Genomic DNA, 25,288 nt, shown 5'->3' with positions numbered 1-25,288 from the left:
TTAGCTTTCACCCCTTTCAATAGAGACTGCATGGGCAATGCAAGGAATACTCTCTCCTTGCTGATACGACAGTGGAGACAACAAGGCTCCGGTTGCGACGACCAGTACCCGGTTCAATTCCCCCTGCTTCATCCTCTTCAAAATATGACCGTAGGTTACGACCGCCGAGCAGCCGCAGCCGCTGCCGCCTGCAAGGACAAAGGGCTGCTTCTCCCGGTCATAAATCATCAACCCGCAGTCATTAAAAGCCGTCTTCTCCATGGTGACTCCATCCTGCTTCAGCAGATCGCTGACGATGGCATGTCCTATAGAAGCCAGATCCCCTGTCACAATGAGATCATAGTCCTCCGGCGTCCGGCCGGTATCCTTGAAATGCGCGACTAGCGTATCCGCTGCCGCCGGAGCCATAGCCTCTCCCATATTAAAGGGATCCTTGACACCAAGATCCTGGATTTTTCCGATCGTCGCATGGGTAATTCGCGGTCCTGAACCTGATGAGGCTACGACCGCTGCTCCGGAGCCTGTTATCGTATATTGGGCAGTCGGCGGCTTCTGCGATCCATATTCCGTAGGATATCTGAACTGCTTCTCCACTGTGCAGTTATGGCTTGCTGTCGCCGCCAGCGCATACTGTGCGCCGCCTGCATCCACCACCATTGCCGCAACCGCCAGGCTTTCCATCGAGGTGGAGCAGGCTCCGAATACACCAAGATAAGGCGCTCCGATTGTCCGCGCCGCGAAGGTCGCGCTGATAATCTGATTCATAAGATCACCGCCGACAAACAGCTGCAGTTGGTCCTTGGAAATTCCGGCATGCACCAGGGCCAGTGACGAGGCATGTTCGAGCAATTTACGCTCTGCTTTCTCCCAGGTTTTTTCGTCAATTTCAAGATTGTCGTATACAAAGTCAAAGTCGGAAGAAAGGGGACCTTGTCCCTCTTCCGGTCCAACTACGGTCGCCGTGCCAAGAATGACCGGCTTGGATTTGAACTCCCAGGTCTGGGTGCCGATCAGCATCAATGGTTCCCCCCAAGTCCGAATATCACATGGATAACGCCAATGATGAAGGCGGCGACAACCCCGAACACAATGACCGAGCCAGCGAGCTTGAACATGCTTGCTCCGACTCCCAGAACCAGCCCTTCCGCTCTTGCTTCCAGCGCCGAGGAGCACATGGAATTCGCAAATCCGGTTACCGGAACTGCCGAGCCCGCTCCGGCCCATTGGGCAATTTTATCGTAAACTCCAAAACAGGTGAGGATAACTGATATGATGATCAGCACTGCGACAGTGGGGCTGCTTGCCTCCTTCGCCGACATTCCGGCAAAAGTCATAAACAGTTGCTGGATACACTGGCCAATCAGACAAATCGTTCCGCCTACGAGAAATGCCTTCAGGCAATTGGTGAGCACCTTGGGCTTCGGCTTATGTTTTTTTGCGATCTGCTTATAGTCTTGTTCGGTTAGCGACATGGAATTCAGCTTCATTCTGGCGCCGGGTTTTGATTTTGCTGGCACATGCGCTCCTCCTTTTCGTGCTTCAATTTTTTCCTAAGCTGTATATACATTATTTGCTCCTAATGGCTTTGTTATGTTCCGGAAATAAATACCACTTGATTCCAGCAAAAAAAACAGGCGTCTCCGGTGGAGAACGCCTGTTTCAGTTGGTGAATATTACTTGAATCACAGCAACTGCAAAATAATGACCAGTAAGATGAACAGCACGATAATTAGAAGCCAATCCTTGGAATGCCTTTCTAGCATGGCTTGTGCGCCTCCCTGAAACGGTGTAATGCGGGGTGAATTGATGTATTATATGTAGAGTGCGTCCTAATGGTGCCCATGCATCATAGACAATCTAATTAGGGTGGTACATACTGAATATCATGGAAGGAGAGAACGATGATGAATACCCAAACAAGAGAACTTTTTAAGCAATTAACGGAATATCCGGCCGCACCCGGCTTCGAACGTGAGCTGCGCGGCTGGTTCAAGGAGCGGATGTCCGCTTATACGAGCGAATTTGTTCAAGACCGGCTTGGAAGCCTGTTCGGAGTGCTTCGCGGAGATGATCAAGGGCCGCGCATTATGGTTGCCGGACATTTTGATGAGGTAGGCTTTATTACGACTAGTATTACCGACAATGGCATGGTAAAATTTCAGCCGATCGGCGGCTGGTGGAGCCAGGCCGTTCTTGCCCAGCGTCTTCAGATCATTACGCCTAAAGGACGAATTATCGGTATTGTTGGCTCTACGCCGACACATTTGCTGGATGAAGCTCAGCGCAGCAAGCCTGTAGATCTCAAAACCATGTATCTGGATGTCGGAGCTGACAGCCGCCAGGAAGCAGAAGAGGCAGGGATCACTCCAGGTCAACAGATCGTGCCGATCTGCGAATTCACGCCCATGATTAACCCTAAGAAAATTATGGCTAAAGCCTGGGATAACCGCTATGGCGTTGGACTTGCTCTGGAAGTGATGGAAGCTCTCCATAACGTACAGCTTCCCAACACCTTATATTGCGGCGCAACCGTGCAGGAAGAATTGGGACTGCGAGGAGCGCGGACATCTGCCAACCTGATTCAGCCCGATATTTTCCTCGGTATGGACGCAAGCCCTGCGAACGATACAACTGGGGACAAATCCGCCTTCGGTCAGTTGGGTCAAGGGGCATTGCTTCGGATTTATGATCCGACGATGCTGACCCATCGCGGAATGGTGGAGTATATTCGCGATACGGCCGATACCCACAAAATTAAATATCAATACTTTGTCTCCCAAGGCGGCACGGATGCCGGACAAGTCCATTTGAGCGGTATTGGGGTGCCATCCGCGATTATCGGTATTTGCTCCCGTTACATTCATACTTCCTCATCCATCATTCACACCGATGACTATGAGGCTGCCAAGGAGCTAATGATCAAGCTCATTAAGGGGCTGGACCGTACCACGCTCAACACCATTTTGGAGAACAGCTAATCCATGCAAAGCAAAACAGGGCCTCCCGAAAGACTTGATCTTTCGGGAGGCCCTGTAATAGCTAAACTTAAAAAGGCTCGTTAGAGGGGCATAAGTGTGAAGTGTGTTGAAGAAACGAAGTGGTCGCCTTTGTGAGTGAATTTCTACCTTATGATGGCTTAGTTCAATCAAAGAAATCCGCGAACAACAGCGATCGTAGGCACACTTCACACGTTGCCCCCGGCACGCAGGCAGAACCATTGGTCGGTTTAATATTGGCCATTTCTGCGCTCTTGCAGGAAACTATGACGATGACCTTCGTGACACTCTCCCCCATACATGAGCCAACTGCTCAGCGGCCCATTTATGATGATTCTCGTCTTCGTATCCTCTGTACGTACATTCAATATGCATGATCAAGGCCAGATACAGATCGTAAAGCTCCAATCGCTCCCGTTCGGCAGGGGAAAAGCTCGTCTTCCCATACCTCCTCAGAAAAGCTTCTTGATTGCCGGCCAACTCCCTGAAATAGAACTCCATCAGCGGATCTCCCCATAAAGCCCGTTCACAATCGATCAGACCAGTTACCCGACCTTTGTCCACGAATACATTGCCATCCCATAAATCCCAATGCACCAATTTAGGTACGGTTACTTCCTCCAGACTGGTTCGCCGTACGGTTATAGCGCCGCAAATCTCTCCTTCATGCGCAGGCAAGGCTATTCCCTTGTCGCGTGCATCCAGAAGCAGATTTTGAGTCATATTCTCAAATACCTCGTACCAGGAAGGCCCTCGAACTCCTCCCGCAGCAAAATATCCGAACTGCTCCCCTTCAATCTCATTTATACGTTGACTAATCGTGCCCAGCTCATATCGAACAGCTTGCATTTCCGGCTCGGTCAGTTGCATTTTTGCCTTGTCTAAGGGAAGACCGCTAATAAACTTCATCAGGAAGCATTCGCCACCTTGAGGATCTTTTCCGGCAAAATAAACCTCAGGTACAGGGATGGAATCTATCTGCTGAAGCAGCTTGAGCACCTCAACTTCTGTTTGCATCATATTCCGTTCATAGCGCATTACCCCTTCTCCGGTTAGCGGAGCAAGCTTCAGTACCGTATGCAACCCGTTCTTCAAGAGTAAGTCATATGCGGTATTAAACCATCCATCCTTTAATTCAACGGTCTTGAAAATTTCGGAATCCGCTCCAAACACCTGTGCAGTCAACTGATTCAATTCCTCGGGGGTTAACGACCTTTTCAGAGCATTTTTCATGCTATCCTCTCCTTGACTCACTCTTTCTTCTTCAGGTTACTACGAGAAGCAGAAACCGCCGGCCAAGCCGACGGTCTCAAATGTAGAGTATCTATTCTCATTGTCCTGCATCGTCAAGAGATCAGCTCTCCAGAATCACAACACCTCGTCCCGGAACAGTAACTAATCCCGATACCGAGGAATGCGCGAGCAGGTCTTGCCGCGGATTGTTCCCGATATTCACCTCTGCTGCTTCCGCATTGTGATTCAGCAGGAATAAATATTCTTTGCCATCCTTTACACGACGGGCTGTCTCTACACCTTCCGGGGCCCGATCCGGCAGCAGTCCCTTAATCCCCTTCTCTTCGCACAGATTAGCGAGGAAGCTCTCCATAAACGCTTCATCCGGACTGCTTGCTACATAATAGGCTTTACCCGACCCAAAACGGTTGCGGGTCAATACCGGCATACCTTGATAGAAATCCTGACCATACTCTGCCAGTACCTCTGCCCCTTCGGAATGAATGAGATCACAAAGCACGCCGCACTCATAGCTGCCCGACAAGCCGTTCCAGTCCTGCTTCATGACGATTTCATTGTTCTGATCCGGGAACAACGCATCAATTTCCTCCGACCAGATTCCAAGCAAAGAGCGAAGCTCTCCCGGATATCCTCCTGTCGTCACCAGATCGTTCTCATTAACAATGCCGCTGAAGAAGGTTGTAACAAAGATGCCTCCAGATGATACAAATTGCTCCGCACGATTGGCAAAGCCTGGCTTCACCATATATAGCACCGGCGCAATCACAATATCGTATTTGCTGAAATCCTCTTCAACCGAGACCATGTCCGCCTCTACATTCATCTTGAATAAAGCATCGTAAAACTTATGCACTTCATTCACATAGTTCAACGCAACGGTCGGACCGCTTGATAATTCAAGAGCCCAACGATTCTCCCAATCATATACAATGGCTACTCGAGCCTGTGTCCGCGCATCCAGGAGCTTATCACCCAAAGACTGCAATTCTTGTCCCAGCTCTGCACATTCGCGGAATACCCGCGTATGCTCGTGACCGACATGCTCAATTACAGCACCGTGATATTTCTCGCAGGCTCCGATAGAACGCCGGAGCTGGAAGAACATCACCGTATCCGCGCCGCGCGCCACCGCCTGATAGCTCCACAGCCTCATCACGCCAGGCCGCTTCAAGGAATTGTAAGGCTGCCAGTTCTGCTGGCTTGGCGTCTGTTCCATCAGCATGAACGGATCTCCGCTCTTCAATCCGCGCATCAAGTCATGTGTCATTGCCGTGAAGCTGACCGGCGTATTCAAGGACGGATAGTTATCCCAGGATACGATATCCATGTGCTTGGCCCACTCGAAGTAATCCAGCTCCGGATAGAAGCCCATCAGATTCGTCGTCACCGGAATATCCGGTGTATGCTTCTTCAATTCAGCCTGTTCCAGCTTGTAGCATTCCAGCAGACTGTAGGACATGAAGCGGCGATAATCCAGTGAAATTCCTTGGAAGTTCGTGCGGTTGCCTCCCCATTCCTCACTCAGCTCATTAGGAACAACGATCTCGTCCCAATCATAGAAAGTGTGCCCCCAGAAGCGGGTATTCCAAGCCTTATTCAGCGCATCCAGTGTACCATAACGTTCCCTAAGCCAGGTGCGGAAGCCTGCTGCACAGTTCTCACAATAGCAGTAGCCGCCATACTCATTGGACACATGCCAGATCAGGAGACCCGGATGATCTTTGTACCGCTCGGCAAGCTTGGCAGCGATCTGAACAGAGAACTTTCTGTAGGAAGGAGAGTTGGGGCAGGAATTATGCCGGCCTCCAAATTTACGCTTCCGGCCTTGAACATCTACACGCAGTACATCCGGATATTTTCTCGCCATCCAGGCAGGATGAGCGCCTGTGCTGGTTGCAAGGCAAATATATACGCCTTCCTTATACAATCGGTCCATCGTTTCATCAAGAACAGAAAAGTCAAACGTATCTTCATCGGGTTGAGTTAACGCCCAGGAGAAGACATTCACCGTCGCAACATCAATCCCGGCGAGCTTGAACATCCGCTCATCCTCTTTCCAGATTTCCCGGTCCCATTGCTCCGGATTATAGTCTCCGCCATACCAGATTTTAGGCAGCTTTTGATTGATCAATCCAAGCACATCCTTTATTATGTGATATAATTATAATCCCATTGTAAATCAGATAGATTCCGCTTTACATATAATAAATGTGAATGGCTATATAATAATATGGATCATCTCTCAGGAGGTATAATGTATGTCAATTCCAGCTTACCGCCGCTTTGTCTTCCCCTCTTCTGCCAACCCGCATTTACCCCTCATCGTTGAAAGCGTCGGCTGCAATCCGGATCAGGAGAAGGTGAACAGGCCTGAAGGCTATCCTTGCTACCACTGGCTCCAGACCGATGACGGAGAGGGCAAAATCACATATGGCGGCGAGTCGATTACACTGAAGCCGAATAGCGGCATACTGCTTCCTCCAGGGATGCCCCATGCCTATGAAACGATTGACCGAAATAAGTGGGGGACGTATTACCTTACTTTTGGCGGGGAAGCGGCAGCTGCCGTCTTGTCCGCCTATGCCATTCACGAGCCTGCGCGTTTTGATTGGGAGAGCGACTCCATCCTGTCTGACATTCTGGCATCTATTGTTGAGCAGCTTCAATTAGGCAATGATCCCTTCGGGTTGGAGGTCTCTTCAGCCGCGTACCGCTTTTTGGGATTGCTGAGCAAGTATGGTCAAGCAAGTCGAATTCCTATTACCCGGGGGATTGAAAAGCTGCAGCCTCTCCTGACCTGGATTAACCAAAATTATGATAATCCTGATATCGGGCTGGATACGCTGGCTGAAGTGCTGAATATTTCCGGACGTCATCTAAATAAATTATTCCAGTCCATATTCGCGATCTCTCCCTATGCTTATCTTGTCCAACACAGGATACACAAAGCAAAAGAGCAGCTTGCCGGACAACCTGATCTAGCGGTTATCCAAATCGCCGGTGAGAGCGGGTTTCGGGATGCCAGTCACTTTGTAGCGACCTTTCGTAAGCATACCGGGATGACCCCCCAGCAATTTCGCAAGCTGCACATTTAAAAGTTAAATTCTATATACAGTTGTTAATGTGCTTAATCATCTAAGGTTACAAGTACACAGCCTCCAGGCTCCATTTTGAAACGGTCTTCTTTCCATTCCAGCGTGCCTTTGTCAGCTGCGGCTATTCTCAGCTTCTTGTCCGCGTACCGGATATGACACCACCCGCTGCGGGAAGCCGTTACCCTGGCGAGAGTCAATTCCCTTTCGTTCCAGACGATATCGACGGTATATCCTCCCCTTGCCCGAATTCCTTCCACACAGCCGTTAGGCCAGGCTGCAGGCAAGGCCGGCAGGAGATGAACGTCATCCAGGTGACTCTGCATCAGCATCTCGGCGATGCCGGATACCCCTCCGAAGTTACCGTCAATTTGGAACGGCGGGTGATCATCGAACAGATTCGGATACGTCGATCTGGCAAGCAAGGTATGCACAAATTTATACGCCTGCTCACTGTCCGCAAGCCGTGCATACAGATTAATCAACCACGCACAGCTCCAGCCCGTATGCCCGCCGCCGCTTGCAATACGTTGCTCCAATGATTTGCGGGCCGCTTCTGCAAGCTCTGGCGTATGCTCAAGCGTAATCGCATTTCCCGGATAAAGACCATACAAATGGGATACATGCCGATGCCCAGGCTCAGCTTCGGGGAAGTCCTCCAGCCATTCCCGGAGTCGTCCGTCCGGAGCAATCTCAGGCTTGGCAAGCTTCTCCAGCGCCCTGCGGGCCGATTGGGCCCACTCTCTATCTGTATCCAATAAGTTAGCCGCTTCGATACAGTGCTCAAGCAGTTCCCGGATCAGTGCCAGATCCATCGTAGAACCGGCGCTGACACTGCAGGCTTCTCCTTCAGCGGTCAGGAACTTGTTCTCGGGTGATGTGGAAGGCGCCGTAACGAGCCGCCCGGAAGAATCCTCAATCAACCAGTCCAGACAGAACTCCGCCGCTCCCTTCATCAGCGGGTAAGCCTTATTCCGCAGAAAATCGAGATCCTTTGAATAAGCATATCGCTCCCACAGATGTCCGCACAGCCATACACCGCTCATCGGCCAAAACGCCCAGCTGGCATCTCCGTCACTCGGTGTAGAGGTTCTCCACAGATCGACATTATGGTGTGCGGTCCAGCCTCTTGCCCCATAATGGATCTTAGCCGTTCTTGCTCCTGAAATGCTCAGGTCCTTGATCATATCAAATAGCGGCTCATGGCATTCCGGCAGATTGCCTACTTCGGCCGGCCAGTAATTCATTTCCACATTGATATTTGTTGTGTAATTACTGTTCCATGGCGGTTGCATGTGAGGATTCCAGATGCCTTGAAGGTTGGCAGGCTGAGTACCCGGCCTTGAGCTGGCCATCAGTAAATAGCGTCCATATTGAAAATACAGGGCTTCGAGCGCTGGATCTTCTTTACCTTCCCGATAGCGGATCAATCGTTCATCCGTAGGCAACTTCGATATAGCCGATGTTCCGAGATACAAATTTACGCGGGAAAAGAGGGCTTGATGATCATCCAGATGTCTGTTCAGCAATTCCTCATAGCCTTTACTGGCAGCGGCATCCAGCCATTCCTGACATCTCTGGCGGATCTGTTCTTCCGGAATAACTCCCGGCACAACATCAAAGCCGGCGAAATCGGTAGCCGCTGTAAACAGAATCAGAACCGAGTCAGCTTCGGATACGAGAACCCCGTCCCCTTCCTGTGCTACGCTTCCACCCTCTGTCAGAACCCTTATATGAGCCTGAAAGGATAGACCCCTTCCATCCTCATAGAGGATGGACTGCGGATGGTCCCCCCTGTAATTGTCGGCGATATGGCTGGGAGCCTTTCCTTTCATAACTAGTATCCCCTGGCTACTCGCTTCAATATGATGCTGCAGCAGGGAGTCCATAGCAATACGCAGGTTTAACGAGCCTTCTGTTGAGGTATATCTCAGAACCATTACCTGATCCACAGCGCTGATGAATCCCTCGCGCTCAAAGCACTGTCCCATACCAGAATATTGAACAGATGCCAGACCAGTCAACAAATCCAGCTCACGGCTATACTCCTCGATCGTCTCCATACCAAGCTGTTGTATCCGCAAGTTTCCAAGCGGCTGATAGGATTCGGTACGCCGCTCAAGCATACGCAGATTAATTAACTCCTCGGCCTCTTTGTATTTCCCGGAAAATATCAATTCCCGGGCACTCTTTAAGTGACGTATAGCATCATAGTTTTGCGTATCTCTCGGAATTCCCGACCATAAGGTATCTTCATTTAAGGCTATAACTTCCTCTTGAAGTCCTCCATAGACCATCGCGCCAATTCGGCCATTACCGATCGGCAATGCCTCTTCCCAACGGGCCGCAGGCTGCTTGTACCACAGTCTCCAGTTCCCTTGTTTCCGGTGGTTTTCGCTCACGGTGTGCTCCTCCGCTCCTATAACTTAAGGAAAAGGCCCGTTGAATCCGGGCCTTTTCCTTTGTATTTAGAACTATTAGATTTATTGTACATCCTTACCTGTGAAGAGCGATACTCTCTTCTTCACAAGTGCTGTATATTCCGCTTCCATTTCCTTTGCACCGGCTTTATCCAGCTCGGCAAGGAAGTCATCAAAGATCTTGTCGAATTGGTCTGGCTTAGCCAGAACGGCTTCCGGAATCCGCTTGCGGATAATGTCTTGTGTCTTTTGGTAGATTACTTGATAATCGCCATCCGTTGGAACCGGCATGTTGTACAGAGCGCCCCATTCTTTCGGCTCGAAGTCGCTTTCTTGCGGGAACAGATCTTTCCAGGTCGTTGCTCCGTAAGCAGCCAAGGTTTCCTTTTCAGCTTCAGTGTAGCCCGCAACGATTTGTTCAGGGAAGTTCGTTGTATAGTAGTTGCCCGTCGAATCCTTCACACCATCACCATAGTGAACAGTCATTGCAGTGTACAAGCTGATACCGGATTCTTTGTTGAAGTTATTGGTGTCATTCACTTTTCTGTCTTGAATTTCTTGCGGAACTACACGAACGCCGTTCTCGACATTGTAGTGTTTGCCTTCAATACCCCAGTTCATCAATACTTGACCTTCTTCAGAAGCGAGCCAGTCGAGGAACTTAATCAGACGAACCGGATCTTTACATTTCGTCGAAATAGCGATACCAGATCCATCGAGACCTGCAGGCTGGAAGGAATGGTCTACATAATCTTCAGTCAGCGTGACAGGGAAGTGAGCGTAGGTATACTCATCCTTGCCTGCTGCCTTCAACGCGTTCTCGCCGTCTTGGTATTCCCATTCTTGGCTGATCAAGCCAAGTACGCGTCCACTTGCAATCTTCGCTTTGTACTGGTCATCCTTTTGGACGAAAGTATCCTTATCGAGAAGACCTTCGTTGTACATATGGTTCAGCCAACGGAAGTATTCTTTTTCCTCAGGACGCTTGTAGTGCAATTGGGCTTCATAAGTTTCCGGATTTACATAGTATTCACCATCATCCGGAGCTCCTGTTGAAATAAACCCAGGGTTTGTTACAGTAATCATGATCTTCCAGTCATCGGCATTCAATGTGAGAGGAATCGTAGGTTGTCCGTCAGTCTCAGGATATTTCTCCTTATACTTTCTAAGAATGTCTTCAAAGTCCTTCACTGTGCGAATTTCTGGGTAACCGAATTCTTTCAGTACACGCTGTTGAATTTCAAATCCGCCGCCTGCATCAAAGGATTGTTGGTCGACACCCATATTTGTTGTAATCTGATAAATCGACTGATCGTCGTTGCTGTATTTCATGCGATTCATGTTATCGCCCAGAATCTTCTTGATATTAGGGGCATGTTCTTCAATCAGATCGGTCAGGTCAAGTACAAGTCCTGCATCAACAAGCTTGGACAAGCTGCCTTTTGCAAAAATGAAATCAGGCACGTCGCCGCTTGCCGTCATGAGCGCGATTTTTTGTTCGCCGCCGCCGCTGCCTACATCATATTCAGCTTGAATCGTAACGCCGGTTTTTTCGGTGATGACTTTACCCACTTCATCCTGCATATTGTTCCAGTTCGGACTCGCGTCCGCACCGAAGAAGGTGAATGTAATCGGGCTGGTATCTTCTGCTGCGTTTTGCGAATTTTCCGCATTATTGCCAGTGTTTCCTGTGCTGCCTGTGTTGCTTGAAGCGTTGTCGCCGGAGTTACCGCAACCGCCGATAAGCAATGTAGTGGCCAGCAAGAGAGCTGCAAAGGTTTTTGGAGTTTTCCACTTCATGTCTACTTTCCCCCTGATTCATTATTTTTGATGCATATTGTATATCAGGCATTGCCTGTTTATACCGTGGCTTATCCGCACGCCTTGTCAAGTAAGGGCTTACATAACGGATTTAAAAAAAGGGCTGCTCTGATCTCCTCCCGGTTCCGCAGAGCTTGCTTTACGCTCTGCGGAGTAAGGGAGGCAAGGACTTAGGCCTTAACTGCACCCAAGGTCATACCCGATACAAAGTATCTTTGAAGGAACGGATACACCAGAAGGATCGGCAACGTGACAACAATTGTAATTGCCATCTTGATCGATTCAGGCGATACCTGAGCCATCAGATTCGCCATATCATTGGCATTAACCATCCCCGAGCCCTGGTTGGTGCTGGCGAGTACTTTCATCAATTCGTACTGCAATGTCGTCAGATGCGGTTTGTTTCCGTTATACAGATAGGTGTCGAACCAGGAATTCCATTGTCCTACCGCCAGGAATAGCGCGATAGTCGCCAATACCGGTTTGCAGAGCGGCAGGATGACCTTATAATAGATCGTGAAATCATTCGCTCCGTCCAGCTTCGCTGATTCCTGCAAAGCGTAAGGCAATCCATCGATAAAGGACCGGATAATAAATACGTTAAACGCACTTACGACACCCGGTAATACATAGATCCAGAATGTACCGATCAGATCCAGATGACGCATCAGCATGTACCCCGGAACCAGACCGCCCGAGAAATACATCGTCAGAGCCAGAAAGGTCGATACGAACTTTCGGGAACGGAAGTCGGGGCGGCTGAGTGTATAGGCTAGCATCGAGGAGCTGATCAGCCCGAATATTGTACCGACAACTGTTCTTAGCAAGGATATCTTGAAGCCTTGGATCAGGCCGGTATAATTAAAGATTGTCTTATAGTTCTCCAGAGTGAACTCGCGAGGCCACAGATAAATGCCGCCCCGTACGGTATCCGTTGAATCGTTCAAAGAAATCGCAAGCACGTTCAGGAACGGATACAAAGTGACGATTAGGATAACAGTCATTAAAATTACGTTTAAGAGATCAAACACTTTTTCTGATCTTGTAGCGTTAAATGCTTTTGAAGCCGCCATTTTGTCCCCTCCTTTACATGATGCTTTCCTTGGTCGTTTTCTTCATGATGCCGTTTGCCGTGAGCAGCAAGATAACGCTTACGACAGAGGTGAACATACTGATAGCCGTACCGTAGGAGAATCGGCTTATATTTATCCCATAGTTCAACGCATAAAGATCCAACACCTCGGAATAATCCAACACGAGCGAATTTTGAAGCTGGAACTGCTTCTCGAAGCCGATCCCGATCAAATGGCCGATCGACATAATCAGCAATACCGAGATCGTTGTCCGAATGCCCGGAAGTGTAATATTCCAGATTTGACGCAGTCGTCCGGCTCCGTCCACGCGGGCCGCTTCATACAATTCCTTGTCAATCCCGGTGATCGCCGCCAGATAAATGATGGCATTCCAGCCGGTTTCCTTCCATATATCAGCACCGGTTACAATCCCCCAGAACCATTTCCCCTGGGCCATAAACTGTATCGGTTCATTGATTACGCCTAATGTGAGCAACAGCTCATTCACAATCCCGCCGTCGATCGATAGCATCTTAGTGATAATCCCGCCTACGACAACCCAGGACACGAAGTGAGGGAGATAGGATACGGTTTGTACCGTTCTTTTAAAGATCGTCCCCTTCAACTCGTTCAGAAATACAGCGAAGAAGATCGGTACTACGAATCCGAAGACCAGTCCCATAAGACTCATCGCCAGAGTGTTTCTTAATACAAGATAGAACCGTTCATCCTGGAACAGGTCTATAAATTGCTTAAATCCGACCCATTGTTGTTCACCAAACGACTTGGACGGTTTATAATTCTGGAAGGCCATCGTCCAGCCCCAAATCGGTAAATAGTTAAATACAAAACACCAAATTACAAATGGTAAGGACATGAGGTAAAGATATTTTTGTTGGACGAGAATCTGCCAGAAACCTTTCTTCCGCTTTTTTGGCGGAGAAGGGGTTACGCTTGAGAAATCAGATTCGTTCTTAGCTGACAGCGTTTCCATGTGTCCAATCCCCCCTTCTTTTTATAGTTTAATCTTAGATAAAAAAAGCGTTTTCAAATACCCGATAGATTGATGCAAAAACCATATAAAAATTAGAGATTCAGTGGTATTGTGAAAATAATCAGGGTTCCTTCTCCATATCTGCTTTCAATATTCAGGCCATGCTTCTCCCCGTAAGTGAGCACTAACCGCTGATAGACATTCCGTAATCCGATGCGGTTTTTCTCTGATTCCTCCGAGGCCATGATTGACTCCTTTACTTCTTCAAGACGTTCAGGCGTCATTCCCATTCCGTTGTCCTTGACGCTGACTTCGAGCAGCTCTTCCAGCCTCCGGATGCTGACAGCTACCTTTACACCGTCTACCTTGTCTTCAACCCCATGAACAACTGCATTCTCCACAAGAGGTTGAATAATTAACGGAGGAACCCGAAAATCCATAACTGAAGCATCCACATCGATTTCATACTGCAGGCGGTCCTCGTAACGAAATCTCTGAATATCCAGATAGGATCGAACCATCTCCAGTTCTTCTTTCAGCGGCGTCTTCTCCCGGCCAATCTCCAAATTTTTGCGCATGAGGCGTCCAAGCAGACGCACGACATTCGCAATCTCCTTTTCCCCTTTCATGTGGGCATTCATTCGGATCGACTCCAGCGCATTAAACAGAAAATGCGGATTGATCTGGCTTGCCATCATCTTCAGCTTGATCTCACGCTGAGCCAGTTCCAATGCGGTGAATTGCTCGTTCTTCTCCACCACCTGATTCATCAGCGAACGGATGCTTTCCACCATATAATTGAACTGCCGCGACAATTGTCCGATCTCATCATTCCCGTCAATCACGGACGCGACATGCAGATCCCCTAGCGCAAGACGATTAAAATGCCGGCTAAGCCGCAGCAAGCGATTTGTCGTAAGTACAGAAACGATATAGACGAAGAGCAGCGCAATTAACAGCACCAGCAAAATAATCAGTAATCCAATATAACTGACCTTGTTCGCATCCTTGACAATAGACTCCGTACTGAAGACGGATATAATTTTCAGACTATTGCTGCTGAGCTCCGGGATCAGCTCGTCCACGATCATATAGGAAGGCTCCCCGCGAATCTCAAGCTTATAGGTTCCCTTCTCCTGCTGATCCAGGTCTACACCATAATCCAGCCTCTCCAGCGTTTTTCCTACAAAGCCCGGGTTTTTGGCAGCTACTACATATCCCCGTTCATCCGCAATCAGTGTTTCAAAGGGCTCTTGAAGCAGCATCCCGTTCAATTCCTGCTGATCCATAGATACCACCAGAACCCCGTTGGCGCGACGATCCGCATATGGCATTTGCCGGACCAGGCTCAGCTTGTTGATCGGTATGACTTCAGGATCATTCATATAAATCCATCTTACGCTTCGCGTCCCCATGGCTTCCTGATACCACTCGGTCTCCCGCACCGTTTCATCCACCGGAATCAACTCGAGGTTATTAATGAGTGTCGGATTCTCGTAATAGAATCGAACCCCGGCAATTTCCCGGTATAGACGCGTATATTGCGCAAACCCGTTGTAATTCAAATAAGCGCGTGTCAGTTCCAGCACACTTTCATAGCGGGTCGTAATGACGCGCTCCAAATCCGTGTCCAGCAATAGGGTGTCCGAAACATCCAAAGGCGCGCGCAGCATATTACCCAACTGGGTTTTTATTTTCTCCACATTGTTGGTCGTCTGCTCAATGGCCCTGTTCATGGCTTGCTCCCGAAAATACCCGACCACACTCCCCCCAACAATCAGCACTGGGATCATAACAACCAGAAGATAGGTAACGATCAATTTGTGTTTCAGCTTGAGATTATTGATAAACATCGCAGCTATTTTAAGCATGGCAGATTCTCCTTTGGCTTCCGGCCTTGAAAACGATCTCTTTTATATCGCAAAAAGGCCGAATATCCCCTTTATTTTAAAAGGGGATATTCAGGCCATCGAGCGTTATAAATGATTCGTTATTTTAAACTTTAATGAATTGTGGAGCAGGAAGCAATTCCATTGCTTATTTCAACGTAACTTCTACTGTTGCTTTTCCGCTGAAGCCTGCAACAGTCAACAAGCCGGATTCTGTTAACTCGGCACCTTGAGCAGATGCAGCTTCACCCATGCCATAGAGTGACAGCGTGAAGGCTTTACCTGCACCCTCCGCTTGTACGGAGACGGTCTTGCCGTTCCGTACCGCAGTGACGGTCAGCTCCGCTTCACCCTTCATATTGCGTACGGTGCGCGAGACGGTTTCGCCTTCTTCCAGCTGATACAATCTTAGGTTAACCCCATCAGCAAAGTCGTAGTCCGGACGCAGATCATTGGCGCCAATCGGAAGAATGCTGTTTGGACGAACGAACAATGGCAAGCTCATGAAATCATAAGTCTCTTTATGCCATTTGCCGCCGTCAACCACTTTACCGGAGAGAAGGTGAGTCCATGCCCCTTCCGGCAGGTAGTAAGAAACTTCACCATTTTCACTAATTACCGGAGCAACCAGCAAGGAGTCGCCCAGCATGTATTGACGGTCCAACGTTTCCGCTGCAGGGTCGTTCGGGAATTCCAGGAACATTGCCCGCATCGTTGGAACTCCTTTTTCTGTAGCATAAACCGCTGTATCGAACAGATACGGCATCAGGCTGGATTTCAGCTTCGTGAAGAAGCGCGTTACGTCGACAGCTTCATCATCATAAGCCCAAGGCACCCGATAGGAGCTGCTTCCGTGCAGCCGGCTATGGCTGGAAAGAAGACCAAAAGCTAACCAGCGCTTGAATACGTGAACCGGAGCGGTATTCTCAAAGCCGCCGATATCATGACTCCAGAAGCCGAAGCCTGATAATCCAAGCGACAAGCCGCCGCGCAGGCTTTCAGCCATCGACTCATAATCCGCGTAGCAATCGCCGCCCCAGTGAACCGGGAATTTCTGTCCGCCGACAGTGGCCGAACGAGCGAACAATGCCGCTTCATTCTTGCCCAGCTTCTCTTCCAGGACGTCGAATACCACCTTGTTGTAGAGATACGTATAGTAGTTGTGCATCTTCACAGGATCAGAACCGTCGTGGTATACGACATCGGTAGGAATCCGCTCGCCAAAGTCTGTCTTGAAGCTGTCGACTCCCATATCCACAAGCTCACGAAGATATCCGGCGAACCATTCGCATGCCTCAGGATTGGTGAAATCAACCAAAGCCATGCCAGGCTGCCAGAGGTTCCATTGCCATACGTCTCCGTTCGGCTTCTTCACCAGGTAGCCGCGCTCCTTACCTTCCTTGAACAAGCGCGAACGCTGACCGATATATGGATTGATCCAGACGCAGATCTTCAGCCCTTTATCCTTCAAGCGTTTCAGCATACCCACTGGATCCGGGAATACGCGCTCATCCCATTTGAAATCCGTCCAATGGAACTCTTTCATCCAGAAGCAGTCAAAGTGGAATACGTGCAGCGGCAAATCGCGCTCTGCCATGCCATCCACGAAGGAATTTACAGTAGCTTCATCGTAATTCGTGGTAAACGAAGTGGTCAGCCACAATCCGAACGTCCATGCTGGAGGCAGTGATGGCTTGCCGGTCAAGGCAGTGTATTTGTTCAATACTTCCTTCGGCTCCGGACCATCAATGATGAAGTATTCCAGAACTTCGCCGGTCACGCTGAACTGGACCTTCTTTACCTTTTCAGAAGCGACTTCAAAGGAGACGCCGCCCGGATCATTGACGAATACGCCGTAACCCTTGTTCGTGATGTAAAACGGAATATTCTTATAGGCTTGCTCAGAGCTGGTTCCGCCATCCTTGTTCCAAATGTCAACGATTTGACCGTTCTTCACAAAGGAGGTAAAACGCTCTCCCAAGCCGTATACCCATTCTCCTACACTCAGATCAAGCTCCTCACGCATGAACGTCGTCCCGGTAGCTGTCTCTGTAATATGTGCCATCGATTTGAAGGCGCTGCCTGTAATGCGCTGCGAGTCCCGGTAGAAGTCAACTGACCATTGGGCTCCCTTGGAAATGCGTACGCTAAGGTCGCCGCTCTTGAGCTCCGCATAATCCTCTGTCTCGGTAATCACTGCGTGATCTTCGCTCTTTGTCAGTTCAAAGTTAGGTCCATGATCCACGGTTCCATCAAAATGAACCAGCTTGACGCCGATAACCCCCGGCAGCGGGGAATGAAAAGAAATCGTAAGCAGTGTTGAATTGATCATATCTCCCCGACCGCGTAATGGTGCCGTTGACGCAGAGGCTGTCAATGTGTGTCCTTCATGTATAAAATCGTAGGCTTGAACTGCTGTCGACAAGGAATATCCGTCTCGAATCAACCAGTTACCGTCTGTAAATTTCATGGTTCATTGCCACCCTTCATATCGCTTGTATTAGTACCGCAATTTGGTTTACAATTGCATTATACTGATTAAAAAACAACGAAACTAACAGAATACAACGATTACTTAACACAATATTGATGAAAGGAACGATTTCCTATGGATCAGGCAATGCGCAGCTCCTTGAAGGAGAGCAAAATGCACGGAAATGAGTATCTTCCCCTTGGTACGTACTGGTATCAGTATGGACCCGGTGAGCATGTGATCGATTGCCATTGGCATGAAGAAGCCGAGTTCTTCTACTGTCTGCAAGGCGAGACCATGTTCCAGGTGGATACCGATTATTTTCTCGTCCGCGCCGGAGAAGCCGTCTTTATCGATGGCGGTGATATCCATGCGGCTCATGCCCACGGAGAGCACGGGTGCAGCTTCTTTTCGCTCGTATTTGATACCCAGCTGCTGGCGAGTGCTCATTATGATGCCGTCCAGGAGAACCTTATTCTACCCCTTCAGGAAAAAAAGGCGACCTTCCCCCGTCATATTCAATCGCATCAACCCGGAATGAATGTGCTGCTGGAGCATATCTATTCCATCATGCAATGCTGCAATGATAAGGCGCTTGGTTATGAAGGCGCTGTCAAAGGACATTTATACCTCATGATTGCTGGAATGACGGCCTCTGGCCAAGCTTGCAATCGTCAAGCAGGCAGCCGGAGCGATTCCTTCAAAATTGAGCGTTTGAAAACAGTGATTCAATATATCCAGGAGAATTTCAGTAACCCGATCAGACTCGCTGAGCTTGCCGCACTAATTCCTATGAGTGAAGGACAGTTTTGCCGTTTCTTCAAGTCCATGACCCGGCAGACGCCAATGGATTACATTAATGCTTACCGGATCCGGCAGGCTGCCGAGATGCTGCGTGATCCGAACCGAAAAATATCGGACGTGGCCCTCGAAGCCGGCTACGACAATATCAGTTACTTCATTCGGGTATTCAGAAAAGCTATGAACTGCTCTCCTTCCGAATTCCGCAAACGATTGCTGGAACAGATCGAAGCCTGAACCGCAGGAGCTTGAACCTGCTCCTGCGGTGTCTGACTTCTCCCTGTATTTAGTTCAGCTGGAGCCAACTGATGCGGAGCTCTCCTTGAAGCTTCAAATAGACATCATGCCGTCCGCTAATGCGATCGAGTTCAGCAGCCACTGTAGTCCAAGCCTGGCTGCCTCCGGTTGGAATGACCTTCAGCTCAGAAACAGCTTTCCCATCCGGTTGGTCCAGCACAATCTGAATACCGCCACCTTTAATTCCTCCGGCTACTCTAGCTTCAAAGGAAGATGCACCCGTTCCCAGCTCCACATCCCGGAACAGAATCCATCCCTCTTCTTTAGACAAAGCAATACTTTCCCCACCCTCACGGCATTCGTCAATATATACCTGCTCGTAATCGTCATAGTTAACTGCACGTGTCGGCTGCCGCAACGAACGGGGCGGGATCACTTCACCATCGACTCGGAGTACTGTATCCGCTTGGATGGAGTCTGCCGAGCTTCCGATCATAATCGTGTAGTTGCCACGCTCTACTGTATATTTATCCCGGGTTACATCCCACATGGCCAGCTCGGATGCCGGAAGCTTAAATTCCAGCCTCTTCGCTTCTCCCGCATCAAGATGGACTCGTCTAAATCCGGCAAGTGTCTTTAGCGGCCGTGTAACACGAGATTGATCTGCTCTGACATAGAGCTGAACAACTTCCTCTCCCGCAGTATCGCCGACATTGCGGATAAGAACAGAGACTGTTGCAGTCTCATCTGCTCCAATCGTCTCCTTATCAAGGCTTAATTCTTCATAGGCGAACTCCGTATAGCTCAACCCATGTCCGAAAGGATACAGAACCTCTCCATCAAAATACTGGTAGGTTCGTTTGCCCTTGATAATATCGTAATCCATCAAATCAGCGAGTTGGTCTGTTGATTTATACCAGGTCATATTGAGCCGCCCTGCCGGATTGTAGTCCCCGAACAACACATCACCGATAGCGCGTCCGAGTTCTTGTCCCGAATGGGAGGTGAACAGGATCGCCGGTACATGCTCCTGCTCCCAATTAACAGCAAACGGATAGCTGCCAACGATAGCGACAACGGTATTCGGATTAGCCTCATGAACCGCTTTGATCAAGGCTTGCTGATCAGCAGGGAGCACGATATCAGGCCGGTCGATCGTTTCTTTTCCGTTGATAAAAGGACTGTTGCCCACAAAAATCACCGCCCGCTTGGAAGCCTTTGCCGCACGAACAGCCTCTGCGATCCCGTCCTCAATACGCTCGATCAGAAATTTTGCTCCGGCCGCATCAGGTTCGGAAGAGACTACCAATCGAGCGCCGTCCAGAATAACCGGTTTCCCTTCCCAGGATTTGAGGATGATCTGGCCATTCTCCGCCGGTTCAAGCTGGAAGGATTCCTTAACAAACCAACCTCGCGCTTCCTCAGCCGTGACCTGCAATCCCTTTTCACCTTCGGTAATATATTTGCCCGTAGTTACAGCACGGAAAGTTGTGTTCTCCCAACCCCAATCGTTGCGCTCAAAGGCCTCGGCGGATTCGGCTGTCTTACCGTCAGCAACGAGCATAGCTTCTTCTCCATTCATAATACGAATATAAGAGCCGCTCTTTGCCTCGCGAATTCTCACCTTATCCAGCCCTGTATGGAAACGAGCCTTGTCCTTCTCTGACAGCTTCTCCTGAATGCCTTGAAGCGGTGTGATCCGGTAAGGAGGTGTACCGCTGTACCAATCCGTATAAGCTTCATTCGCAAGCGGACCCAATACAGCGATAGATTCCAATTCCTGAGGTAACGGAAGAATTCCGTTGTTCTTAAGGAGAACCACTGATTTCTGGGCTGCCTTGCGCGACAAATCCGCATGCTCCGGTGCGCATAGCTTCGATTCCGGAACGTGGCTGTAAGGATTCCGATCAACCGGATCAAATTCCCCCAGACGGAAGCGAACACGGAAGGTATTGCGCAGGGCATGATCCAGATCGCTTTCCTCCAGCAATCCCTGCTCCAAAGCATCACGGAGCGCCCGGAACGAGATATCTTGCTCGTCCGTAATGCTATCGATTCCTGCTTTGACGGATCCAGCCACGGCCTCAGCGTAAGATTGGACATATCCATGATCCATTACGGTCCCCAGCACATCTCCGGCATCTCCGACGACAAATCCATCCATGCCCCATTCTTTTTTCACAATCTCATTCACTTCATGATTCAGGTTGCACGGCGTCCCGTTAATCCCGTTATAAGCCGTCATCATCGACCCGGCTTTCCCCTCACGGAATGCAGGTTCAAAAGCCTTCAAATAATATTCCCGTTTATTCCGCGGATCAATACTAACCGAAGCGCTGCCGCGATCAATTTCATTATTATTGCCGTAAAAATGCTTCAAGGTCGCGACCGTCTTGTAATAAAAAGGATGATCTCCCTGCATTCCCTTTACAAGCTCTGTTGAAAGGCGTCCCGTCAAATGCGGGTCTTCTCCATAGGCTTCCTCGGTACGTCCCCACCGCGGGTCCCGCTCCATATCGACGGTTGGCGCCCAAACAGTCAATCCATTCACAGCAGGATCACGTTGATAGTAAATCCGGGCTTCCTCGGAAATGACCGATCCAATTTCATGCATCAGATCGGGATCCCAGGTACAGGCAAGTCCGATATTTTGAGGAAAGACCGTCGCCTCACCCAGCCACGCAACACCGTGTGCTCCCTCTGTGCCATGCTTATATTTTTTGACTCCTAACCGCGGAATTTCGGATTGGTATTGGCACATTAATTCGATTTTCTCATCGAGGGTAAATCTTGAGACCAGGTCGTTAACCCGTTCTTCCAAAGGCAAATCAGCATTTTGAAATGGGAAATTCATTCAGCAAACCCCGTTTCTATCCTATTTTTTGAAAGCGCTATTATATCTCTCCGCAACTATCATAACTTGACTTGTAAGGGCTTTAATACTTAAGAAATTTGTACTCTTTTCATATGAAAATCAGTAAGAACTAGAAGAAGAGGGCCGAGTGCGGCCCTCTTCTTCATCTCATGCTAATTATTTGATGTCTTCCGATAAGCAGAAGGGGAGGTCCCCACATATTTCCGGAACTTACTATGGAAGTAATCGACATTGGTATAGCCCACTCGCTCAGCAACCTGGTACACCTTCAAGCCTTCTTCCAATAAGCCCTTGGCTTTCTCAATCCGCACCTTATCCAGATAGGTGTTAAAATATTCACCCGTCTCATTTTTGAATAGCTTGCCCAGATAGGCGCTATTGTAGTTCAAGATGCCCGATAAGGTTTCCAGCTTGAGGTTCTCATTGTAATTACGATGGATCAGCTCCAGCATCATCTTGACTTCCTGGTGCTTGCTGCATTCATTCGAGCCCAGCTCGCTCATCATTTTCTTAAGGAATTGCTGCGCCTTCTCATAGACTTCACTCAATGTCCATGCCTTATATATATCAGACAAATATTCCGTGAACTCCCTGTTTCGCTGTTGAAGCTCCTGGGACTGCTTGATTGCTCTTCCTAACAGGGCCGTCAGCATTTCCGCAAAGTGAAGCTTGATCTGCTCCTCTGTAAGTCCCTCGGAGATATAACAAGCCCCTTTTTGTTCAATCAGTTGCTTTACCAGCTCATGGTTACCAATTTCGACAGCGTAAAAGATCTGTTCATCCAACTCATGAACCGAAGCACCTCCGTCATACTTTTGCTCCACAAGCAGTTCCTCTGTCAACAACCGGTCATTGCCTAAAAAGAAATGGTTCTTGTTCAGCCTGTTGGCCACGCCATAGGAATAGGCAACCTCCTCGATCCTGCACACCTTCGGACCAAGAGCTAGGGAAAAATCGATATCCAATGCTTCAACCACATTTCGGATATTCGAATATAATTCAGTCCATTCCACCGGAAGAATCGGGTCATTCAACAAAACACCGATTTGGGAATGATGGGAGAATACATATCCCCGCCCCTTTGCCTCCAGCAAGCGGGTCATCGCAGTTCTGACCGCAGCGAGCTTCTCTCCATAATCCGTTTCATCTAGAACCGTAGATAGCAAGAGCACCTGATAGCACTTCCAAGCCAGTCCAAGCTCTTCTGCCCGGCTCCAAAGCTGCTCCGGATCTCCCGGATGCTCCACCATCAGCGAGAGGATAAAAGACTCTCTGCCCCATTCTCTTGTTGTAAGTCTCCATTGTTCCGCTTGGCTCTCTTCTTCAATCTGGGATTTGATCGTGCCCAAATAATCAATCAGCTCATCTTCATCAACCGGCTTAAGCAAATAACCGTCGGCACGCTGCTGTATTGCCCTTTTTGCGTATTCAAAATCGGCATAGCCGCTCAAAATCAAGATATGCAAGGAGGGATCCAATTCCCGAAGATGACCGATCAATTGGAGCCCATCCATCCCCGGCATGCGAATATCAGCGATTACCAGTCCTGGTCTGAGCTGTTGGTATTTCTCCAATGCTTCGTTGCCGTTAGAAGCTGTATCTACCACGCAGTACCCATACGCTTCCCAATCAATGAACGAGCGAAGGCCCTCACGGAGCTTGGGTTCGTCATCGACAATTAACACCTGAATCATCGCTGATCTCCTTTCCGCCGGCATAGACTCGGCAGCCCTATTTCATGTGAAATTATGCTCTTTTTTTGAGGAATAGATTCTAAGATTAGTGTAACGTTTACATCCTCTGTTACTTATAATTATAACTTTTAATAAAATTCCAACAAACATAATTCTGTTGAATTGTTGCACTATATTGCGCTTGGGCTCGACAACCAATGCCGTTGTCCCGATTTAGCGCAAGCTAGCCGTGGTTAAGCGAGATTGGCCTTGTGCGATTGGGCCATGCGTGACAGGTCGTGCGTGATTGGGTCTGGCGCTGCTTTGGGGAGCCTTGGACAACGGGAGCTCCTTTTCCCCGCTCGTTTTATACCCACCACGTACCCTGAAAACTCCTTCGCGACTGCTTCGTTCCAGGCACCAGCCGGAATCGAAACCGTACCGTCGGATTCTCTAACGGACATTTTCGTCACTCATCTCCATCACCATCAAAAGTTAGTTCTAAGAAGACGTAATGTCCGTAAAATCGGGTAGGAGACTTCGCCGAAAAGGTGTGCATGTCCCTTGGAGTCCTTGGAACCTCAGGAGCTTGAATCCTCAAATCGGAAGGCTGCTTCCTCCAACGAACTTTCATCGCCTCCGAATGATTAATTGCTCATGTGCGCCGCACAAAAAAGGACCGCCCGCTTCCCCGGACGGTCCTCTTCAAACCCGTTCACTCACTTCTGCACGCTGTGATCCTTTACCGGCACTCCGAAATCCGGTGTTCCGTCATCCTTCCACCCGAACAATTGGACACGGGTGTGCCGGTTCGGATCATAGAGAGGGTCCCCTACAATTTCCTTGTAGTTCCGTGCATGATAGACAAGCACGTCCCTTCCATCCTCCGATACCGTAAAGCTGTTATGACCCGGGCCATACTGGCCTGTCTCCTCATTGGTCTGAAATACCGGAACCGGTGACTTCGTCCACGACGTAGGGTCCAGCAAGTCCGCATCTTCATCCGCAGCAAGCAAGCCCATGCAATAGTTGAAGTCCGTCGCACTCGCTGAATAAGCGATAAAAATACGTCCATTTCGTTTCAATACAGCTGCGCCCTCATTGACGAGAAAGCCGATCTTCTCCCAATCATACTCAGGCGTCGATATCATGGATTGCTCGCCTGTCAGCGTCCATGGATTGCTCATTTTGGAAATGTACAAATTGGAATTCCCCTCGATCTCAGGATCATTTTGCGCCCAGACATAGTATAGTTCTCCCCGGTGTTCAAACACAGTCGCATCAAGGGCAAAGGACTCCCAGCGGGTATGCACCTGTCCTTTCTCGATCCACGTTCCCTCTAGCGGATTCTCCGCCCCCGTCTCCAGCACGTACATCCGGTGATCGAACAAACCATCCTGCGTCTCCGTCGTTCTGGCTGCCGCAAAATAAATGTACCATTTGCCTTGAAGGTAGTGAATCTCGGGTGCCCAAATGTTGGCGCTAAGCGGACCGGCATCATATTTATGCCACACCGCCTTTGGAGCTGCGCCTTGCAGCCCTTGAATCGTGGCAGACCGGCGCAATTCGATCCGGTCGTATTCCGGAACCGATGCGGTGAAGTAATAATATCCGTCTGTATGCTTATAGATCCAAGGATCGGCTCGTTGCAGAACAATGGGGTTTTTGTATTCTCTCTTTGTATTCATAT

The 25,288-nt window shown here is 49.2% G+C and carries 16 protein-coding genes; 3 read left to right on the top strand and 13 right to left on the bottom strand.

The window, feature by feature from the left end; all coding sequences use genetic code 11:
- Positions 1 to 1,017: a stage V sporulation protein AD gene (gene spoVAD, locus KQJ23_RS10895; RefSeq protein WP_430522294.1), complete on the bottom strand. Its 1,017-nt coding sequence runs from the start codon at positions 1,015 to 1,017 to the stop codon at positions 1 to 3.
- A complete protein-coding gene (spoVAC, locus tag KQJ23_RS10890; RefSeq protein ID WP_216479002.1) occupies positions 1,017 to 1,487 on the bottom strand; it encodes a stage V sporulation protein AC in 471 nt (156 codons plus the stop codon). The genes spoVAD and spoVAC overlap by 1 nt, the downstream gene beginning before the upstream one ends.
- 417 nt (positions 1,488 to 1,904) lie before the next feature.
- Between spoVAC and KQJ23_RS10885 the strand changes: the two genes are divergently transcribed.
- A complete protein-coding gene (locus KQJ23_RS10885) occupies positions 1,905 to 2,978 on the top strand; it encodes a M42 family metallopeptidase (protein ID WP_216478909.1) in 1,074 nt (357 codons plus the stop codon).
- 282 nt (positions 2,979 to 3,260) lie between these two features.
- Here the strand turns inward: KQJ23_RS10885 and KQJ23_RS10880 are convergent, their stop codons facing one another.
- Together KQJ23_RS10880 and KQJ23_RS10875 are read right to left on the bottom strand one after the other, a co-directional pair.
- Complete coding sequence (locus KQJ23_RS10880) at positions 3,261 to 4,229, bottom strand: phosphotransferase family protein (protein WP_216478908.1); 969 nt, start codon at positions 4,227 to 4,229, stop codon at positions 3,261 to 3,263.
- A gap of 121 nt (positions 4,230 to 4,350) precedes the next feature.
- A complete protein-coding gene (locus KQJ23_RS10875) occupies positions 4,351 to 6,381 on the bottom strand; it encodes a beta-galactosidase (RefSeq protein ID WP_216478907.1) in 2,031 nt (676 codons plus the stop codon).
- 127 nt (positions 6,382 to 6,508) lie between these two features.
- Here KQJ23_RS10875 and KQJ23_RS10870 point away from each other — a divergent pair, with 127 nt between their 5' ends.
- On the top strand, positions 6,509 to 7,345 hold the full coding sequence (locus KQJ23_RS10870; RefSeq protein ID WP_216478906.1) for an AraC family transcriptional regulator: 837 nt from the start codon (positions 6,509 to 6,511) through the stop codon (positions 7,343 to 7,345).
- 32 nt (positions 7,346 to 7,377) lie between these two features.
- On the opposite strand, the gene KQJ23_RS10865 is transcribed toward KQJ23_RS10870, so the two are convergent.
- The 6 genes from KQJ23_RS10865 to yicI all read right to left on the bottom strand — a co-directional run bounded on the left by KQJ23_RS10865 (position 7,378) and on the right by yicI (position 18,009).
- Positions 7,378 to 9,744 carry a glycoside hydrolase family 95 protein gene (locus tag KQJ23_RS10865; protein WP_216478905.1) on the bottom strand — a complete coding sequence of 789 codons (2,367 nt, stop codon included), beginning with the start codon at positions 9,742 to 9,744 and terminating at the stop codon, positions 7,378 to 7,380.
- An 81-nt stretch (positions 9,745 to 9,825) separates the two neighbouring features.
- Positions 9,826 to 11,562, bottom strand: a complete 1,737-nt coding sequence (locus KQJ23_RS10860; RefSeq protein WP_216478904.1) for an ABC transporter substrate-binding protein — start codon at positions 11,560 to 11,562, stop codon at positions 9,826 to 9,828.
- Between the two features lie 191 nt (positions 11,563 to 11,753).
- The gene (locus KQJ23_RS10855; protein ID WP_216478903.1) at positions 11,754 to 12,656 is read right to left on the bottom strand and encodes a carbohydrate ABC transporter permease; all 903 of its coding nucleotides are present in this window, start codon (positions 12,654 to 12,656) and stop codon (positions 11,754 to 11,756) included.
- A 13-nt stretch (positions 12,657 to 12,669) separates the two neighbouring features.
- The gene (locus tag KQJ23_RS10850; protein ID WP_216478902.1) at positions 12,670 to 13,650 is read right to left on the bottom strand and encodes an ABC transporter permease; all 981 of its coding nucleotides are present in this window, start codon (positions 13,648 to 13,650) and stop codon (positions 12,670 to 12,672) included.
- Between the two features lie 92 nt (positions 13,651 to 13,742).
- Positions 13,743 to 15,521, bottom strand: a complete 1,779-nt coding sequence (locus KQJ23_RS10845; RefSeq protein WP_216478901.1) for a cache domain-containing sensor histidine kinase — start codon at positions 15,519 to 15,521, stop codon at positions 13,743 to 13,745.
- 166 nt (positions 15,522 to 15,687) lie between these two features.
- The gene (gene yicI / locus KQJ23_RS10840; protein WP_216478900.1) at positions 15,688 to 18,009 is read right to left on the bottom strand and encodes an alpha-xylosidase; all 2,322 of its coding nucleotides are present in this window, start codon (positions 18,007 to 18,009) and stop codon (positions 15,688 to 15,690) included.
- A 138-nt stretch (positions 18,010 to 18,147) separates the two neighbouring features.
- Between yicI and KQJ23_RS10835 the strand changes: the two genes are divergently transcribed.
- Positions 18,148 to 19,050 carry an AraC family transcriptional regulator gene (locus KQJ23_RS10835; RefSeq protein WP_216478899.1) on the top strand — a complete coding sequence of 301 codons (903 nt, stop codon included), beginning with the start codon at positions 18,148 to 18,150 and terminating at the stop codon, positions 19,048 to 19,050.
- A gap of 49 nt (positions 19,051 to 19,099) precedes the next feature.
- On the opposite strand, the gene KQJ23_RS10830 is transcribed toward KQJ23_RS10835, so the two are convergent.
- From KQJ23_RS10830 to KQJ23_RS10820, 3 genes are all read right to left on the bottom strand, one after another.
- Entirely contained in the window at positions 19,100 to 21,904 is a 2,805-nt protein-coding gene (locus KQJ23_RS10830; protein WP_216478898.1) for a glycoside hydrolase family 3 protein, read from the bottom strand.
- Positions 21,905 to 22,077: 173 nt separating this feature from the next.
- Complete coding sequence (locus tag KQJ23_RS10825) at positions 22,078 to 23,619, bottom strand: response regulator transcription factor (protein WP_216478897.1); 1,542 nt, start codon at positions 23,617 to 23,619, stop codon at positions 22,078 to 22,080.
- Between the two features lie 698 nt (positions 23,620 to 24,317).
- Positions 24,318 to 25,286: a glycoside hydrolase family 43 protein gene (locus KQJ23_RS10820; protein WP_216478896.1), complete on the bottom strand. Its 969-nt coding sequence runs from the start codon at positions 25,284 to 25,286 to the stop codon at positions 24,318 to 24,320.
- Positions 25,287 to 25,288 lie beyond the last annotated feature (2 nt).

Origin of the sequence: Paenibacillus brevis, from assembly GCF_018919145.1 — a bacterium.
In the GTDB taxonomy this organism is placed as follows: domain Bacteria; phylum Bacillota; class Bacilli; order Paenibacillales; family Paenibacillaceae; genus Fontibacillus; species Fontibacillus brevis.
Note: the sequence above shows the minus strand (reverse complement) of the source record. Positions and strands in the feature narration are given on the sequence as shown.

What these genes read in the sequence shown, in the direction of transcription:
- spoVAD (WP_430522294.1), bottom strand. Translation starts at nt 1,017, where the DNA reads ATGCTGATCGGCACCCAGACCTGGGAGTTCAAATCCAAGCCGGTCATT.
- KQJ23_RS10830 (WP_216478898.1), bottom strand. Translation starts at nt 21,904, where the DNA reads ATGAATTTCCCATTTCAAAATGCTGATTTGCCTTTGGAAGAACGGGTT.
- KQJ23_RS10850 (WP_216478902.1), bottom strand. Translation starts at nt 13,650, where the DNA reads ATGGAAACGCTGTCAGCTAAGAACGAATCTGATTTCTCAAGCGTAACC.
- KQJ23_RS10880 (WP_216478908.1), bottom strand. Translation starts at nt 4,229, where the DNA reads ATGAAAAATGCTCTGAAAAGGTCGTTAACCCCCGAGGAATTGAATCAG.
- spoVAC (WP_216479002.1), bottom strand. Translation starts at nt 1,487, where the DNA reads ATGAAGCTGAATTCCATGTCGCTAACCGAACAAGACTATAAGCAGATC.
- KQJ23_RS10825 (WP_216478897.1), bottom strand. Translation starts at nt 23,619, where the DNA reads ATGATTCAGGTGTTAATTGTCGATGACGAACCCAAGCTCCGTGAGGGC.
- KQJ23_RS10855 (WP_216478903.1), bottom strand. Translation starts at nt 12,656, where the DNA reads ATGGCGGCTTCAAAAGCATTTAACGCTACAAGATCAGAAAAAGTGTTT.
- KQJ23_RS10885 (WP_216478909.1), top strand. Translation starts at nt 1,905, where the DNA reads ATGAATACCCAAACAAGAGAACTTTTTAAGCAATTAACGGAATATCCG.
- KQJ23_RS10835 (WP_216478899.1), top strand. Translation starts at nt 18,148, where the DNA reads ATGGATCAGGCAATGCGCAGCTCCTTGAAGGAGAGCAAAATGCACGGA.
- yicI (WP_216478900.1), bottom strand. Translation starts at nt 18,009, where the DNA reads ATGAAATTTACAGACGGTAACTGGTTGATTCGAGACGGATATTCCTTG.
- KQJ23_RS10860 (WP_216478904.1), bottom strand. Translation starts at nt 11,562, where the DNA reads ATGAAGTGGAAAACTCCAAAAACCTTTGCAGCTCTCTTGCTGGCCACT.
- KQJ23_RS10845 (WP_216478901.1), bottom strand. Translation starts at nt 15,521, where the DNA reads ATGCTTAAAATAGCTGCGATGTTTATCAATAATCTCAAGCTGAAACAC.
- KQJ23_RS10820 (WP_216478896.1), bottom strand. Translation starts at nt 25,286, where the DNA reads ATGAATACAAAGAGAGAATACAAAAACCCCATTGTTCTGCAACGAGCC.
- KQJ23_RS10870 (WP_216478906.1), top strand. Translation starts at nt 6,509, where the DNA reads ATGTCAATTCCAGCTTACCGCCGCTTTGTCTTCCCCTCTTCTGCCAAC.